Genomic DNA, 15,591 nt, shown 5'->3' with positions numbered 1-15,591 from the left:
GCAGGCGCATAAGGGCAACCGTGTCCAACGCCTCACCCAGGTCCGACACCCGGAGTCCCGTCATGACCAACCTGCTGTACAGGCTCGGCACGTGGAGCGCCCGAAATCGGCGTGCGATGCTCGCCGTCTGGGTCCTGTTGCTGGCCGTTCTGGGCGGGCTCGCCGGGGCCCTCTCCGGCCCCACAAGCAGCTCGCTCTTGATCCCGGGGACCGAGTCCCAGCAGGCCCTCGATCTGCTGGCCGGGAAGTTTCTCGGCACCGGCGGTGCCAGCGCACGCATCGTCGTCGCCGCCCCGCCGAGCCACAAGGTCACCGACACCGCCTATACCGCGGCGGCGAAGGCCTCGCTCGCGCAGATCGCGAAGGCCCCGAGGTCATCGGGGTCACGCCGTACGACAGGGCGACCGTGAGCCAGGACGGCCGGATCGCCTTCGTCGACGTCGCGTACGCGGTGTCAGCCGATCAGGTCAGCCAGGAGGCCAAGGACGCGCTTCAGGCGGCGGCGAAGCCGGCCACCGATGCCGGGCTCCAGGTCGAGTACTCGGGTGGCGTCGTCTCCACCACAACCAAGAACAGCAACACCGAGCTGTACGGGGTGATCATCGCCTTCGTGGTCCTCGCGATCGCCTTCGGTTCCCTCGTCTCGGCCGGGATGCCCCTGCTCATGGCGCTGTTCGGGGTGGGAGCGGGGCTGCTCGGAATCACGGCACTGTCCGGTGCGGTGTCGCTGAACAGCACGGCACCGACGCTGGCCCTGATGCTCGGCCTCGCCGCCGGCATCGACTACACCCTGTTCATCCTGTCCCGGCACCGCCAGCAGCTACACGACGGGATGGCGGTGCCGGAGTCGATCGCGCTGGCCACCGCGACGGCCGGCGGCGCGGTGGTGTTCGCCGGACTCACTGTGATCATCGCGCTGTGCGCCCTCGCAGTCGTGGGAGTCCCGTTCCTGACGGTGATGGGCCTGGCGGCGGCCGGCACCGTGGCCGTGACGGTGCTGCTGTCACTGACCCTGCTCCCGGCGGTGCTGTCGCTGCTCGGAACGCGCGTCACCCGGGGCCAGCTCGGCTTCCTGACCCGACGCCAGCAGCGCGCGGTGGGCCGGCCCACCGGGGGCGAACGCTGGGAGGCCGTGGTCACCGCGAAGCCATGGCTGACTGTCATCACGTGTGTCGTCGGCATCGGCGTCATCGCGCTGCCACTGCTGCAGCTGAGCCTCGGTCTCCCCGACAGCAGCAGCAAACCGACCTCCACCACCGAACGGCGTGCCTACGACCTGCTCACCGACGGGTTCGGGGCCGGTTTCAACGGCCCCCTCACCCTGGTCATCTACGCCCCCGGCCACACCGACGCCGCCACCCTCGCGGGGCAGGCCAGCAGCGATCTCCAGAAGGCCGCCAACGTCGCCTCGGTGTCCACCCCCGTCGCGAACAAGGACGGGGACGTCGTCATCCTGTCGGTGACACCCGACTCACGCCCCTCCTCCGCGCAGACCAGGGCGTTGGTCTCCACCATCCGGGACGCCGCGGCCCAGGCCCGGCAGCAGTCCGGCGTGAGCGCCTATGTGACCGGCTCGACGGCCGTCAACATCGACGTGTCCAGCAAGCTCACCTCGGCGCTGCCGGTGTTTCTGATCGTCATCGTCGGCCTGGCGCTGCTGCTGCTGGTCTTCCGATCGATCCTGGTACCGGTCAAGGCCGTGGTCGGGTTCCTGCTGTCCATCGGCGCCTCGTTCGGCAGCATCGTGTGGATCTTCGAACAGGGCCACCTGGGAAGCCTGTTCGACGTCCAGACGCCCGGCCCCATCGTCAGCTTCCTGCCGATCCTCATCGTCGGCATCCTCTTCGGCCTTGCCATGGACTACGAGGTCTTTCTCGTCTCCCGTATCCACGAGGACTACATCCGTGGTCACGATCCGGACCGGGCCGTGCGCCGCGGCATGGCCAACAGTGCCCGAGTCGTCACCGCGGCAGCGCTCATCATGTTCGGGGTGTTCGGCGGCTTCTCTTCGGTTCCGACACCGTGATCAGATCTCTGGGGTTCGCGTTGGCGTTCGGGGTGCTCGTCGACGCCTTCGTCGTACGGATTACACTCGTGCCGGCCGTCCTGACCCTGCTCGGGCACTCCGCCTGGGCCCTGCCCCACTGGCTGGACCGACGCCTGCCCAACCTCGACCTGGAAGGCACCGCCCTCACCCACGCCGCCCAACCGAGCGCAGGCGGACCGAGCACGGGCAGACCGGCCGTCGGCTGAACCCGCGGGTTCCCGACCAGTCCAGCCCGCAGCTGCTTGGCCCGTGCGGGTGACAGTCCCGCGCGGTCGGCTCGTCCGGCGTCGACGCGCCAGCGGTCGCGTCAGGTGCCCCCGATCCAGCGGGCCGGGTCGGCGATCACCGCGGCCAGTTCCGCGAAGGCCGCACCCGTCGCACCCGGCGCGGCGCGGAGTTCGGCGGCGACGATCCGGGGCGGGGACCAACGCGCCGAGAGCACCCGCCTCCGCAGCTGGTCCTCCAGGTCCGGCTGTAGCCAGGGGACGAGCTGCGCCAGATGGCCGCCGAGGACGACCGTGGGAATGTCGAAGACGTTGATCACGCTGGCCAGCGCGACTGCCAGCGCCCAGGATGCGGTGGAGATGGCCTGGCGGGCCGCGGGATCCCGCGCCTGCGCGCGTTGGCGCAGCCGTTCCGGTGGGGCGGTGACCGGCAGTCCGGCGGCAGCGAGCAGGGCGCGACGGCCGGCGTACTGCTCGAGACAGCCGGTGGAACCGCACCGGCAGGTCGGACCGGCGGGGTCCACACAGACGTGCCCGATCTCGCCGGCCCACCCGTGCCGGCCGCCCACGACGTCTCCGGCCCGCACCACGGCTCCGCCGATGCCGATCTCACCCGACACGTAGAGAAAGTCGGTCTGCGGTCCCGGTCGGCCCGGCGCCACCGCAGCGATCGTGCCGGCGGCCAGATCGGCTTCGTTTCCGATCGTCAACGGGAGACCGCGCAGGGACTGCGCGCCCAGCAAGGGCGCGGGACGGATATCGGTCCAGCCCAGGTTCGGCGCCCGTAGCAGCAGCCCCTCGTCGCGCGACACGATGCCGGGCAGGGCCAGACCGGCTCCGACGACCCGCACCCCGCCCGGCACCTCGGACAGCACACGGTTGCCGGCCGCTCCCAGGCGGCGCAACGTCGCCACCGGCTCGCTGGCCACGAAGTCGCCGGGCACGACCTGTTCCGCGAGCACGTCCCCCCGCAGGTTGACCAGTCGGGCGGCCAGAAAGGCGACATCGATCTGCAGGCCCAGCGCCGCGATCCGGGCGCCGGGGACGAGCGGGGTCGCGGGTCGGCCCCGACGGGCCGTCGCCGGGCGCGCGCTCTCGTCCACGACACCCCCGGCGATCAGTTCGTCGACCAGGCGGGACGCGGTGGCCCGGGTCATCGAGGTCGCCGCGGCGACATCAGCTCGCGACGGGGGCTCCTCGCGGGCATGAACGGTGCGGGCGACCAGGGCCAGGTTGCTCCTTCGTAGCGTCGCCTGGCGGGCGCCGCCCGGTGCCCCGCCAGGCGACGAAGGCCCGGTCAGCGCGAGGCGCGGCGCCACGGGACGGGCGGGCCCGGCATGCGGCGGCACGGTGGACACACGTTGACACTACCGACCAGCGTGATTATGTTTTATGAAAATACAAAATGGGGAAAACGAAGATCGGAGCATGGAATGCCGCGTCAGCCGAGCCGCGACGACAGGTTCTCCTTCGGGCTGTGGACGGTGGGCTGGACCGGGACCGACCCGTTCGGGCTCGCCACCCGAGCGGCCCTGGACCCATGGGAGTACGCCGACCGGCTCGCCGAGATCGGCGCCTGGGGCATCACCCTGCACGACAACGACGTCTTCCCCTTCGACGCCGATGACGCCACCGCGCGAGGCCGGTGCCGCCGGTTGAAGGACGCCACCGACGCGGCCGGTCTCGTCATCGAGATGGTCACCACCAACACGTTCACCCATCCGGTCTTCAAGGACGGCGGACTGACCTCGAACGACCGGGGCGTACGCCGGTTCGGTCTGCGCAAGGTGCTGCGGGCGGTCGACCTCGCCGCCGAGCTCGGCGCGACCACCTTCGTGATGTGGGGCGGCCGGGAGGGCAGCGAGTACGACGGGTCGAAGGACGTCTTCGCCGCGCTGGAGCGCTACCGGGAAGGCATCGACACCGTCGCCGGCCATATCAAGGCCCAAGGCTATGATCTGCGGATCGGGCTCGAGCCGAAGCCGAACGAGCCGCGCGGGGATATCTTCCTGCCCACCGTCGGGCATGCGCTGGCGCTGATCGCGCAGCTCGAGCACGGCGACATCGTCGGGCTCAACCCGGAGACCGGGCACGAGCAGATGGCCAATCTCAACTACACCCACGCCTTGGGGCAGGCCCTGTGGAGCGGAAAACTGTTCCATCTCGACCTGAACGGCCAACGGGGCCTGAAGTACGACCAGGACCTCGTCTTCGGACACGGTGACCTCGTCTCGGCGTTCTTCACCGTCGACCTGCTCGAGAACGGCTTCCCCGGCTACCCGGACGGCCCCCGCTACACCGGGCCGCGCCACTTCGACTACAAGCCATCCCGCACGGAGGGCATGGCCGGAGTCTGGGCATCGGCCCAGGCCTGCATGTCCAGTTACCTGCTGCTGGCCGAAAAGGCGGCCGCGTTTCGTGCCGACCCCCGCGTGCGGGCGGCACTGGCCTACGCCGGCGTGTTCGAGCTGGCCGAACCCACCCTCGACCCCGGGGAGACCGCTGCGGACCTGCTCGCCTCGGACGACCCGTTCGACCCCGACAAGGCCGCCGAACGGGACTTCGGGTTCGTCGCGCTCCAACAACTGGCCATCGAGCACCTCATCGGCTGAGCCGGCCACCGCCATGGCACTCGTCGCGGGTATCGACTCCTCCACCCAGTCATGCAAGGTCGTCATCCGGGACGCCGACACCGGCGCACTCGTACGCCGGGGATCCGCGCCACATCCCGGCGGAACCGAGATCGACCCCGAACACTGGTGGACGGCCCTGCGGACCGCACTCGAACGGGCCGGTGGCCTCGCTGACGTCGAGGCCGTCGCGGTCGCCGGCCAGCAGCACGCCATGATCGCCCTCGACGGCGACGGACACGTCATCCGACCGGCACTGCTCTGGAACGACACCCGATCGGCCCGGGCGGCCGACGATCTCGTCGCCGACCTCGGCGACGGCGACCGCGGCCAGGGAGCCCGCCGGTGGGCGACCGCGGTCGGCTCGGTGCCGGTCGCCTCGTTCACCGTCACCAAACTGCGCTGGCTCGCCGAACACGAACCGGCCGCGGCCGCCCGCATCGCGGCGGTCGCCCTGCCGCACGACTGGCTGACGTGGCGCCTGTCCGGCGCGGCGTCGTTGGCCACGCTGCGCACCGACCGCTCCGATGCCTCCGGCACCGGCTACTTCGACGCCGGGACCAACACCTACCGCCGCGACCTGCTTGCGCTCGCGCTGCGCCGGGACCCCACCGACGTCGACGGCATCGTTCTTCCGCGGGTCGCGGCGCCCGACGAGGCGATCGGGTCCGGTGACCCCACCGCCGGCTGGGGCCACATCGTCCTGGGCCCTGGCTGCGGCGACAACGCGGGCGCCGCACTGGGCCTGCACCTGCGACCGGGCGGGGCTCTTGTCTCACTCGGGACCTCCGGTGTCGTCGCGGTGGTCTCCCCCGTGGGCACCCACGACGCCACCGGGGCCGTCGCCGGCTTCGCCGACGCGACGGGACACCACCTCCCCCTCGCCTGCACCCTCAACGCCAGCCGCGTCCTCGACGCGACCCGCAGGCTCCTCGGCGTCGACCACAACGAGCTCAGCCGCCTGGCCCTGATCGCGCGACCAGGCGCGCAGGGCCTGGTCCTCGTGCCCTACCTGGACGGTGAACGGACCCCCAACCTGCCCACCGCGACCGGCTCGCTCCACGGCCTGACGCTCGCGTCCATGACACGTCCGAACCTGGCCCGCGCTGCGGTCGAGGGCGTGCTGTGCCTCATGGCCGGATGCCTGGCCGCGGTCCGCGTCCAGGGGCCGCCCATCGACCAGGTCACCCTCGTCGGCGGCGGTGCACGCTCCCCCGCGGTCCGCGCCCTCGCGCCAGCCCTGCTCGGTGTGCCCGTGGCGGCGCCGGCGCCCGGCGAGTACGTCGCCGACGGCGCCGCGCGACAGGCTGCGACCGTCCTGCTGGGCGGGGGTCGACCACCGGCCTGGCCCGAGCCGGACACGATCACCCACACCGCCGAACCCCGCCGCGCGGTCCTCGAGCAGTACCGCGCCGCAGCCGCCTCCTATGAGACCTGATCGCGGGCAACCCAGGACACGACGCCAGCCTCGGCCTGCCACAGGCGCGAGGCGCATGGCATCGCGAGGCGAAATCGTACACGGCCGACCCTGCGACGAAAGCCGGTAGACCTCCATGCGGAAAGCCTGGTCATGAAGCCCAGGCGCGCAGGACCGCCGAAGCGTCGGTGGCACCGGGATCGGGTGCGCGGGGCGGCGCCGAAGGTGTTCTGGAGAACCTGGGTGCCGGCGCCGCCTGCTCGACCCCACCGACGGTCACGATCGTCGACCGGGCGGCCAGGTGCGGATGACTACCCGCTTCGGCGAACGTCAGGACGGGGGTGACGCAGGCATCGGTACCGTCGAAGACCGCCGCCCACTCGTCGCGGGTCCGGCTGGCGAAGGCCCCGGCGAACCGGGCTCGGAGCACGGGCCAGCCGGCCCGGTCGTACTGACCCGGAAGGGTTTCGCCAACCAGGTCGAGGCCCGCCAGCAGCAGTGCGTAGAACTGCGGTTCGAGGGCCCCCACGGCGACATACCGGCTGTCGGAGCAGGTGTAGGTCGAGTAGAAGGGGGCGGCGCCGTCGAGGGTGTTCGCCTCCCGGTCGTCAGTCCAGAGGCCCGTTCCCCGCAAGGCCCACATCGGCTGCGCGAGGACGCTGGCACCGTCGACCATGGCCGCGTCGACCACCTGCCCGACCCCGGAGACCGATCGCTGCCACAACGCCGCGAGCACCCCGCACACCAGCAACATCGATCCGCCCCCGAAGTCGCCCACGAGGTTGAGCGGCGGCACCGGGGGCCGGTCCGCCGGGCCGATGGCGTGCAGCAGTCCCGTCAGGGAGAGGTAGTTGATGTCATGCCCCGCCCGGTCGGCGAGCGGCCCGGCCTGGCCCCACCCGGTCATGCGTCCGTACACCAGGCGTGGGTTACGGGCCAGGCAGATGGGCGGCCCAAGCCCGAGCCGCTCGGCGACACCGGGCCGGTAGCCCTCCAGCAGCACGTCCGCACGGTCTAGCAGGTCCAGCACGGTCGTGCGACCGGCCGGATCCTTGAGATCCACACGGATCCAACGCCGGTTACGCAGCGTTTGGTCCGTCGGCTGCCCCGTCCCCGGCCGTTCCACCCGCACGACGTCGGCACCGAGGTCGGCGAGCACCATGGCGGCGTGCGGCCCCGGCCCGATGCCCGCCAGCTCGACGACCCGCAGCCCGGCAAGCGGCCCCTGACCGGACCGCGCCGTCCCTCCACCTGGTGGGACACCTGCGGAGACGGTCGCCTGCTGCGGGGCTTCGGTCATGGTCACCCTTCTCTCGTGCTCTCGTGGTGCTACCCGCGGGGTTCAGCCGGACTCCGCGTCGAGCCGTCGGCCGGTGCGTCCGTCGCAGCGCCGTACAGCGCCGGCGCGACCCAGCGTCGGAGATACCTGCGTAGGTCATCGCCGGAACGAGGTCGCTCGGGTGGGGCCACGACCATGGACTGGATGATCCGCAGCAGGAACTCGACGAACTCGTCGAGCGCCACGTCGTCGTAGCCGAGAGCGGCCCAGTCGACGCGACCACCCAGGAGGATCCTCCGGCATCGCACGATGACCGTGGGCGTCAACATCCGCCGGCTGAACAGCTCCGCCCGTCCGCTGCCGAGCAGGAGCGTCAGAAAGACCTCGCTCGGCAGCCCCTCGATGACGAAGGCCACCGACTCGACCACCACGTCGGCCGGGTTGCCGGCCTGCTCGGCAACGGCACGCGTGCGCTCAACCCAGTCGTCGAGCACGAGGTCCGTGACGCCACCGAACAGGTCCTCGGTGCTGGTGAAGTAGCGGTAGATGGTCCTACGGGTGATGCCGAGCTCCAGGGCGACGCCGGACAGCGTGGTCCCGGCCGGCCCCTGCTGCTCGATGCACCGGATGGCCGCTGCGAGGATCCGCTGTCGCGCGTCGCTGTCGTCCCTGGGCGGCGAACCACCCCAGCCCCTACGCCCCAACGCCGGTTGACTTTCGCTGATCCATGGTCTAATCCTATCTCAAGATACACGAAGTGAGCATGTGTGTAATCAGGTGAGCTCGGACCCAACGTCCGACATCGCGACTCACCCTGGCGGCCCAGACCCACCCGGAGGCTCCATGGGCAGCAGCATCGAAGCGCGCATTGATCTTGTGGATGGTTTCTTCTGGGGGCGCAACCCGCATGAGGAGCTGACCTGGTTACGGGCGAACGCGCCGGTGTGGCGCGACCCGCGCACCGGGGTGTGGGGGGTGGCCACCTACGACCTGGTCAAGCACGTGGCCACCCATCCGCAGCTGTTCAGCAGTGCAGGCGGGATCCGGCCGGACCACGCGGCCATGCCCATGATGATCGACATGGACGATCCGGAGCACTGGCAGCGGCGCAAGGTGGTGAACAAGGGGTTCACGCCCAGGCGGGTGCGGGAGAAGGAAACGTCGATCCGCAACATCGTCGACACGATTCTCGACCGGGTGTGCGAGCGCGGCGAGTGCGACCTGGTCTGGGACATCGCGGCCTGGCTGCCGTTGATCGTCATCGCTAACGAGCTGGGCGTCGACCCGGCCGATCGCGAGCAGCTGCTGCGGTGGAGCGAGGCCATGATGGGGGCGCTCGGGCAGGCCGACGAGGAGGCGATGAAGATCGCTGCCGCGGCGGGCGGCGGGTACTACGCCTATGCTCAGCGGGTCATCAACGCCCGGCGTGAGCGCCCGACCGACGACCTGATGAGCATCCTGGTGCATGCCGAGGTCGACGGCGACCGCCTCGACGACGCCGGGATCATCAGCGAGTCCCTGCTGATCCTCAACGGCGGTGACGAGACGACGCGGCACGTCATCTCCGGCGGCGTCTACGAGCTGCTGCGCACGCCCGAGACCTGGGCGGCGCTGCGCCGCGACCGGGACCTGATCCCCTCGGCCATCGAGGAGATGCTGCGCTGGGTCAGCCCGATCAGGAACATGGCCCGGACCGCGACCACCGACGTCGAGCTCGCCGGTCAGCAGATCGCCGCCGGGGACAAGCTCCTGCTGCTCTACCCGTCGGCCAACCGGGACGAGACCGCGTTCGAGGACCCGTTCACGTTCGACATCCGGCGCAGCCCGAACGAACATGTGGCCTTCGGCTTCGGTCCCCATTACTGCCTCGGCACGAGCCTTGCCCGCCTCGAGCTGCGCTCGGTGCTCGATCGGCTCCTCGACCGCCTGCCCGATCTCACGCTGGTCGGCACCGAGGAGCCGAAGCACCGGGCCGCGAACTTCGTCAGTGGCTACGAGAGTGTGCCGGTGCGCTTCACCCCCACCCGGCCGATCGGGGCCCAGGAGGTCCGTCCATGACCGGACCCGGCACGGCGAGTGGCGCCGTCAGCATTCGCGAACCCGAGGTCGACCAGATTCCGAGAGGGGACTGCCATGGCGCAGGTGCTCGTCGAGCGTGACGGTGCGGTCATGCAGCTCACGTTGAACCGCCCCCGACGGCTCAACGCCATCACCAGCACGATGCTCGCCACCATCGTCGACGCGTGTACCGAGGCCGCCGCCGACGACGCCATCCGCTGCATCGTGATCACCGGGGCCGAGGGGAACTTCTCCGCGGGCGCCGACCTGCGGGCGATGGCGGGCGATCCCGACGACGAGGGCGCCGCCGACCTCGCCCAGCGGCGGATCACCGACTCGCGGTACGTCGAACGGGGCTTCCTGAAGATCGGCCGGCCACCCAAGCCGATCATCGCGGCGGTCGAGGGCGTGTGCATCGCCGGCGGAACCGAGATCCTGCTCGGCACCGACATTCGGGTGGCCGGCCGCAGCGCCCGCTTCGGCCTGTCCGAGGCCCGCTGGTCGCTGTATCCGAACATGGGCTCACCGGTCCGCCTGCCACGGCAGATCTCCTACACCAGAGCAGCCGAGATCCTGCTGACCGGCCGGCACCTCCACGCCGAGGAGGCCGAACGCATCGGGCTGATCGGGCGCGTCGTCGAGGACGGCGAGGCACTCGCCGCAGCGCGCGAGATCGCCGACCAGATCAGCGCGAACGGTCCCCTGGCCGTCGAGGCGATCCTGGCGACGATCCGGGAGTCGTCGGGTCTGACCGAAGACGAGGGCTTCGCCAGGGAGCTGGAGCGAAGCCGCGCGGTGTTCGCCTCCGAGGATGCCAAAGAGGGCCCGCGGGCGTTCGCCGAGAAGCGCACACCGACTTTTCAACGCCGATGACAGAGGCCATCACCATGACCGGCAAGCGGCACAGGTCCGGAGTTCCTCGGGTGCAGACAATCTGCCACAACATCACGGGGCGATGCTTATGTCCATGTTGACCACCTCGTCGAAGCCGGTGTCCGAGCTTTTTCCGCGGGTATCCGCACTGGTGAGAGCACGTCGCACGGAATTCGCCGAGTCGACGATGAAGATTCCCATGCGGAACTATCGCGACCCCGAGGTTCTCCAGGCCGAGCTGCAGCACGTCCTCGGTGCCAGCCCGCTCGTACTCGCCCCGAGCGCCGCCATACGTGGCGAAGGCGCCTATCTCACCCGGCAGCTACCCGACGGGCGGTCGGTCATCATCTCCCACGGCAAGGACGGCACCGTCCGCGTCCTGGTGAACACCTGTCGATACCGCGGAGCCCGCGTGGCCGAGGGCTCGGGCTGCACCCGCCGGTTCACCTGCGCCTACCACGGCTGGAGCTACGACACCGCGGGCGCGCTCGTCGGTCAGCCCGGCCGGCCGGGTTTCGACGACGTCCAGACAGCCGATCTCAGCCTGGCCGAGCTGCCCAGCGCGGAGAGCTTCGGCTTCGTCTGGCTGGTGCCAGCCGGTTCGCCGGGAGTCACGGCGCATCTGGGTGGTTTCGCGGAGCCGCTCGCGAGCTACGACTACGCCTCCTTCCAGGCCAACCCGCCGATGGAGGTGGAGCTGGCGGCCAACTGGAAGTGTCTGCTCGAGGCCTTCTTCGAGACGTACCATTTCCCGTTCGTGCACGGAAACTCGATGGTGGGGCAGGGTTCGATCGGCAACATCGTGTCGTTCGACGCCTTCAGCGCCCATTCCGGCTGACACGCGCGTGCGCTGCCGGGCGGGCCGAAGGAAACTCAATGCAGATCAATGTCGAAACGGGTGGCGCTCGCTCGCGGCCCGCAATGGCGAGGAGATATGAATGAGTGACCGGTTGAAGGGCAGGGTCGCCCTGGTGACGGGGGCCGGTAACGGGGTGGGAAAGGCCTGTGCGCTCGCGCTGGCGGCCGAGGGTGCCTCGGTGGTCGTGAACGATCTGGGGACCAGCGAGTTCGCCCAGGGTGAGAGCACGTCCGCCGCGGACGCGACGGCGCAGGAGATCCGGTCCGCGGGTGGCCGGGCGGAGCCCAGCTACGACTCGGTGGCGAGCTCGGTCGGGGTGGCGAACGCGGTGAGTATCGCCGAGCAGGCGTTCGGCCCGGTCGACATCGTCGTCGGCTGCGCGGGGGCGATCCTGCCCGGTGATCTTCACGCGTCGGACGAGTCCTACCACAGGTTCATCGACCTGTTCCTGTCCCAGAAGTTCTGGCTGGCGCGGGCAACCGTTCCGGGCATGGCCGAGCGTGGATGGGGGCGGTTCATCGCCGCCACGTCCGAGGGCGCGCGAGGCACCGTCGGCAACCCGATCTTCGCGGCGGCGATGGGCGGTGTGGTCTCCCTGGTCAAGGGGATCGCGAACGACTACCGGGGCGCCGGCGTCACCGCCAACTGCCTGGCACCCGGCGCGACCACGCGACTGTCCCAGGTGATCGTCCCCCAGCTGGAGCAGGCGCATCGGGAGGGAAAGATCAGCGATGAGGTGTTCGAGGGTGCCAAGGCGGGCCCGGGTCCGGTGACACATGTGCCACCGATCGTGACGTGGCTGTGCACGGATGCCGCCGCGAACGTCACCGGCCGGGTGTTCAACGCCCGGGGCGGCAAGATCAGCGTGTGGTCGGACTACGAGGAGATCCGCGCGATCTACCGCGGCGACGCCCGGACGTCCCCGCCGTGGTCTCTGGAGGAGCTCGACCAGTTCGTCCCCGGCCACCTGCTCGGTTGACGGTTTCCGGGAGCCGCGGGCGGTGGCCGGTTCGCGGCTCCCGACCCGCATGACCTGCACCTTCGGGTGCGTTGATGTCGTCGCCGCCGGGAGGATGCCGCGCCATGACAGACCTGTACCGTCCCATGTTTCTGCCTGATCTCCTGATCAGGGCCCTGGAGAGAAACGGCCGCCGACCGGCGGTGTACATCGGTGGGGAGATGCTGTCCTCCCACCAGATGCGCGATGAGATCAGCCGCTACGTGCAGGCATTCCGGTCCCGGGGGATGGTGCGGGGCACCGGTGTGGCGACGCTGTCGAAGAACCGCGTCGAGGTGCTGTTCTCGATGGGTGCGGTGATGGTGTCCGGGTGCCGTAACACCGCACTGCATCCCCTCGGCTCGCTTGCCGACCATGCCTATGTTCTCGCCGATGCCGGTATCGAGGCGTTGCTGTTCGACCCGTCCTTCACCGAGCATGTGCGCGCGCTTGGCGAGCGCCTGCCCGATCTGCGGTTGCTCTCCTACGGCGAGGCGGCCGTCGGTGAGGACCTGCTGAGCCTCGCGGCGGCGTTCGAACCGGAGCCACTCGTGGCACCGGAGGTGGACGCCGAGGACATCTCGGCGCTGGCCTACACCGGTGGCACCACCGGTCGGCCCAAGGGCGTGATGGCCACCTACCGCAGCAGCGCCGCGATGGCGCAGATCATGATGACGGAGTGGCAGTGGCCCGACGAGGTCCGCCATCTGGTGTGCACCCCGCTGAGTCACGCCGGTTCGTCGATCTTCGTGCCGTTGCAGCTGCAGGGCGCGGCGATGTTCGTGCTGCCGACGTTCGAGGCAGGTGTCGTGCTCGAGGCGATCGAGCGCCACCGCATCACGACCGCGATGTTCGTCCCCTCGATGATCTACGCACTGCTCGATCATCCGCGGTTCGCCGAGACGGACCTGTCAAGCCTGGAGTCGATCTACTACGGGGGGTCGGCGATGTCGCCCTCCCGGCTGCGGGAGGCGATCGAGAAGTTCGGCCCGATCTTCGTCCAGTTCTTCGGGCAGACGGAATGTCCGATGACCGTCTCCGTGCTGCGTAAGGAGGAGCATCTCAGCGACGATCTGGCGAGGCTGGCCTCCTGCGGCCGGTCCGTCCCCTGGGCGCGGGTCGCGCTGCTCGACGACGACGGCCACGAGGTGGCCCGAGGCGAGCCCGGTGAGCTGTGCGTGCGCGGTCCGCTGGTGATGCGGGGCTACTGGAACAAGCCGGACGAGACAGCGCAGGCGCTCGAGGGCGGGTGGCTGCACACCGGGGACGTGTGCCGCGAGGACGAGCAGGGTTTTTTGACCATCGTCGACCGCAAGAAGGACATGATCGTCTCGGGTGGGTTCAACCTGTTCCCGCGCGAGATCGAGGATGTGATCTCCCGGCACCCCGCGGTGGCCGCGGTGGCCGTCGTCGGCGTCCCGGACGACAAGTGGGGCGAGGCGGTGAAGGCCGTCGTGGTGCCCCGGCCGGGGCAGACTGTGGATACCGCGGAGCTCATCGCGCTGGTGAAGCAGCACAAGGGCTCGCACCACGCGCCCAAGTCGATCGACCTCGTCGAGGCGATTCCGGTCAGCCCGTTGGGCAAGCCGGACAAGAAGGCGCTGCGCGCACAGTACTGGGCCGGTGCCGACCGGCTTGTCCACTGAGAACGACCACCGCTGAGGCCAACCGCGTCCCGCCGGCGCCCGCGCGCTCGGTGAAGGAGGAAGTATGACCATCACGAAGGACACCCTGTACATCGGCGGCGCGTGGGTGCACCCGCACAGTTCCCGCACGATCGACGTCATCTCCCCGCACACCGAGAACCTGCTCGCAACAGTGCCGGCGGCCGACAGCGGCGACGTCGACCGCGCCGTCGCCGCCGCCCGCCGGGCCTTCGACGAGGGCCCGTGGCCGCATACGTCGCCCAAGGACCGCGCCGAGGTGCTCCGCGCCGTCAGCGCGGCCATCAAGGCGCGGGCGCAGGAGATCGCCGACACGACGACCGCCGAGATGGGGGCGCCGCGCAGCTTCGCCCTGGCGGGCAACACCTACGCGTCCGCGCTCGTGCTGGACGGGTTCGCCACCCTGACCGACGGCTTCGCCTTCGAGGAGGGACGGCCGGGCTTCGGCGGACGGACCTGCCGGGTCGTGAAGCAGCCGGTCGGGGTGGCCGCCGCCATCGCGCCGTGGAACGTGCCGCTGTTCATCATCGCGATGAAGCTCGGTGCCGCTCTGGCCGCCGGCGCCACCCTGGTCATCAAGTCGGCGCCCGAGGCGCCGCTCACCGGCTATCTGTTGGCCGAGATCCTCGACTCGGTCGGGCTGCCCCCCGGCGTCGTCAGCGTGATCGCCGCCGACCGGGAGGCGAGCGAGGCGCTGGTCCGCCACCCTGGAGTCGACAAGGTGTCGTTCACAGGCAGCACCGCCGTGGGCCGCCGGATCGGGGCGATCTGCGGCGAGCAGCTCAAGCGGTGCACGCTCGAACTCGGCGGCAAGTCGGCGTCGATCCTGCTCGACGACGCCGACTTGGCCACGGCCATCCCCGGTCTGCTGCCGGCGGCGTTCATGAACAGCGGCCAGGCCTGCGTCGCGCAGACCCGGGTGCTCGTGCCCCGCCACCGCCATGACGAGATGGTGGCGGCGCTCGACGCGGCGATCGGCGCGCTCAGGGTCGGCGATCCCGCGGATCCGGAGACGTTCGTCGGACCGCTCGTGGCCGAACGTCAGCGAACCCGGGTCGAGGGGCTCATCGAGGCCGGTGTCGGCGAGGGCGCCCGGCTGGTCCGCGGCGGTGGCCGACCCGCTGACCTCGACCGGGGCTGGTATGTCGAGCCGACCCTGTTCGCCGACGTCGACAACCAGATGCGGATCGCCCGCGAGGAGGTCTTCGGCCCGGTGTTGGCCGTGCTCCCCTACGACGGTGAGGACGAGGCCGTCCGCATCGCCAACGACTCGGACTACGGGCTTTCCGGCTCGGTCTGGACCGGCGACGTGAAGCACGGCATCGCCCTGGGCCGGCGCATCCGGACCGGGTCCTTCGCGATCAACTCCGGGGCGGTGCTCGACCTGTTGAACCCGTTCGGCGGTTTCAAGCAGTCGGGGCTCGGCCGTGAGCTCGGCCGCGAGGGCCTTGAGGCGTTCCTCGAGACCCAGACCATCATTCCGCCGATGGGCTGAGCGGAACCCGGTGGGCTAAGCCAATGATTTCGCGGGGCCTTTTTCGTC

Annotated in this window: 13 protein-coding genes and 1 pseudogene; 10 read left to right on the top strand and 4 right to left on the bottom strand. The window is 70.3% G+C overall.

The window, feature by feature from the left end:
• Window positions 1-62: 62 nt before the first annotated feature.
• Both ND747_RS18270 and ND747_RS29855 read left to right on the top strand, forming a co-directional pair.
• Window positions 63-410 (top strand): hypothetical protein, encoded by a 348-nt coding sequence (locus tag ND747_RS18270; protein WP_251734851.1) that lies wholly within the window; start codon window positions 63-65, stop codon window positions 408-410.
• Window positions 407-2,253: pseudogene (locus tag ND747_RS29855) on the top strand (MMPL family transporter). Before ND747_RS18270 ends, ND747_RS29855 begins: the two are co-directional and overlap by 4 nt.
• Window positions 2,254-2,354: 101 nt before the next feature.
• Here the strand turns inward: ND747_RS29855 and ND747_RS18255 are convergent.
• Window positions 2,355-3,590 (bottom strand): ROK family protein, encoded by a 1,236-nt coding sequence (locus ND747_RS18255; protein ID WP_374216263.1) that lies wholly within the window; start codon window positions 3,588-3,590, stop codon window positions 2,355-2,357.
• 114 nt (window positions 3,591-3,704) lie between these two features.
• Between ND747_RS18255 and xylA the strand changes: the two genes are divergently transcribed.
• Window positions 3,705-4,883, top strand: coding sequence for a xylose isomerase (gene xylA, locus ND747_RS18250; RefSeq protein ID WP_251734846.1), 1,179 nt, complete (start codon window positions 3,705-3,707; stop codon window positions 4,881-4,883).
• 13 nt (window positions 4,884-4,896) lie between these two features.
• Window positions 4,897-6,339: a xylulokinase gene (locus ND747_RS18245; RefSeq protein ID WP_251734844.1), complete on the top strand. Its 1,443-nt coding sequence runs from the start codon at window positions 4,897-4,899 to the stop codon at window positions 6,337-6,339.
• 130 nt (window positions 6,340-6,469) lie between these two features.
• On the opposite strand, the gene ND747_RS18240 is transcribed toward ND747_RS18245, so the two are convergent.
• On the bottom strand, window positions 6,470-7,618 hold the full coding sequence (locus ND747_RS18240) for a CaiB/BaiF CoA-transferase family protein (protein WP_285900739.1): 1,149 nt from the start codon (window positions 7,616-7,618) through the stop codon (window positions 6,470-6,472).
• Window positions 7,619-7,647: 29 nt separating this feature from the next.
• Window positions 7,648-8,301: a TetR/AcrR family transcriptional regulator gene (locus tag ND747_RS18235; protein WP_251734841.1), complete on the bottom strand. Its 654-nt coding sequence runs from the start codon at window positions 8,299-8,301 to the stop codon at window positions 7,648-7,650.
• Window positions 8,302-8,440: 139 nt separating this feature from the next.
• On the opposite strand from ND747_RS18235, the gene ND747_RS18230 reads away from it, so the two are divergent.
• Together ND747_RS18230 and ND747_RS18225 are read left to right on the top strand one after the other, a co-directional pair.
• Window positions 8,441-9,655 carry a cytochrome P450 gene (locus tag ND747_RS18230; protein ID WP_251734839.1) on the top strand — a complete coding sequence of 405 codons (1,215 nt, stop codon included), beginning with the start codon at window positions 8,441-8,443 and terminating at the stop codon, window positions 9,653-9,655.
• 75 nt (window positions 9,656-9,730) lie between these two features.
• Window positions 9,731-10,528 carry a crotonase/enoyl-CoA hydratase family protein gene (locus ND747_RS18225; RefSeq protein ID WP_251734837.1) on the top strand — a complete coding sequence of 266 codons (798 nt, stop codon included), beginning with the start codon at window positions 9,731-9,733 and terminating at the stop codon, window positions 10,526-10,528.
• A 72-nt stretch (window positions 10,529-10,600) separates the two neighbouring features.
• Here the strand turns inward: ND747_RS18225 and ND747_RS29440 are convergent, their stop codons facing one another.
• A complete protein-coding gene (locus ND747_RS29440; RefSeq protein WP_285900734.1) occupies window positions 10,601-10,729 on the bottom strand; it encodes a hypothetical protein in 129 nt (42 codons plus the stop codon).
• Here ND747_RS29440 and ND747_RS18220 point away from each other — a divergent pair.
• The 4 genes from ND747_RS18220 (at window position 10,728) to ND747_RS18205 (ending at window position 15,543) form a co-directional block, all read left to right on the top strand.
• On the top strand, window positions 10,728-11,366 hold the full coding sequence (locus ND747_RS18220; protein WP_251734835.1) for an aromatic ring-hydroxylating dioxygenase subunit alpha: 639 nt from the start codon (window positions 10,728-10,730) through the stop codon (window positions 11,364-11,366). The genes ND747_RS29440 and ND747_RS18220 overlap by 2 nt on opposite strands.
• Before the next feature lie 100 nt (window positions 11,367-11,466).
• Window positions 11,467-12,366 (top strand): SDR family NAD(P)-dependent oxidoreductase, encoded by a 900-nt coding sequence (locus tag ND747_RS18215; RefSeq protein ID WP_251734834.1) that lies wholly within the window; start codon window positions 11,467-11,469, stop codon window positions 12,364-12,366.
• A gap of 104 nt (window positions 12,367-12,470) precedes the next feature.
• The gene (locus tag ND747_RS18210) at window positions 12,471-14,030 is read left to right on the top strand and encodes an AMP-binding protein (protein ID WP_251734833.1); all 1,560 of its coding nucleotides are present in this window, start codon (window positions 12,471-12,473) and stop codon (window positions 14,028-14,030) included.
• Between the two features lie 64 nt (window positions 14,031-14,094).
• Entirely contained in the window at window positions 14,095-15,543 is a 1,449-nt protein-coding gene (locus ND747_RS18205; RefSeq protein WP_251734832.1) for an aldehyde dehydrogenase, read from the top strand.
• The last annotated feature ends 48 nt before the right edge of the window (window positions 15,544-15,591 follow it).

Origin of the sequence: Frankia sp. R82 (genome assembly GCF_023716925.1) — a bacterium.
Taxonomy (GTDB): domain Bacteria; phylum Actinomycetota; class Actinomycetes; order Frankiales; family Frankiaceae; genus Frankia.
Note: the sequence above shows the minus strand (reverse complement) of the source record. Positions and strands in the feature narration are given on the sequence as shown.

Coding starts and splice junctions, on each gene's coding strand:
- ND747_RS18270 (WP_251734851.1), top strand. CDS start 63: ATGACCAACCTGCTGTACAGGCTCGGCACGTGGAGCGCCCGAAATCGG.
- xylA (WP_251734846.1), top strand. CDS start 3,705: ATGCCGCGTCAGCCGAGCCGCGACGACAGGTTCTCCTTCGGGCTGTGG.
- ND747_RS18245 (WP_251734844.1), top strand. CDS start 4,897: ATGGCACTCGTCGCGGGTATCGACTCCTCCACCCAGTCATGCAAGGTC.
- ND747_RS18240 (WP_285900739.1), bottom strand. CDS start 7,618: ATGACCGAAGCCCCGCAGCAGGCGACCGTCTCCGCAGGTGTCCCACCA.
- ND747_RS18230 (WP_251734839.1), top strand. CDS start 8,441: ATGGGCAGCAGCATCGAAGCGCGCATTGATCTTGTGGATGGTTTCTTC.
- ND747_RS18225 (WP_251734837.1), top strand. CDS start 9,731: ATGGCGCAGGTGCTCGTCGAGCGTGACGGTGCGGTCATGCAGCTCACG.
- ND747_RS18220 (WP_251734835.1), top strand. CDS start 10,728: ATGCGGAACTATCGCGACCCCGAGGTTCTCCAGGCCGAGCTGCAGCAC.
- ND747_RS29440 (WP_285900734.1), bottom strand. CDS start 10,729: ATGGGAATCTTCATCGTCGACTCGGCGAATTCCGTGCGACGTGCTCTC.
- ND747_RS18215 (WP_251734834.1), top strand. CDS start 11,467: ATGAGTGACCGGTTGAAGGGCAGGGTCGCCCTGGTGACGGGGGCCGGT.
- ND747_RS18210 (WP_251734833.1), top strand. CDS start 12,471: ATGACAGACCTGTACCGTCCCATGTTTCTGCCTGATCTCCTGATCAGG.
- ND747_RS18205 (WP_251734832.1), top strand. CDS start 14,095: ATGACCATCACGAAGGACACCCTGTACATCGGCGGCGCGTGGGTGCAC.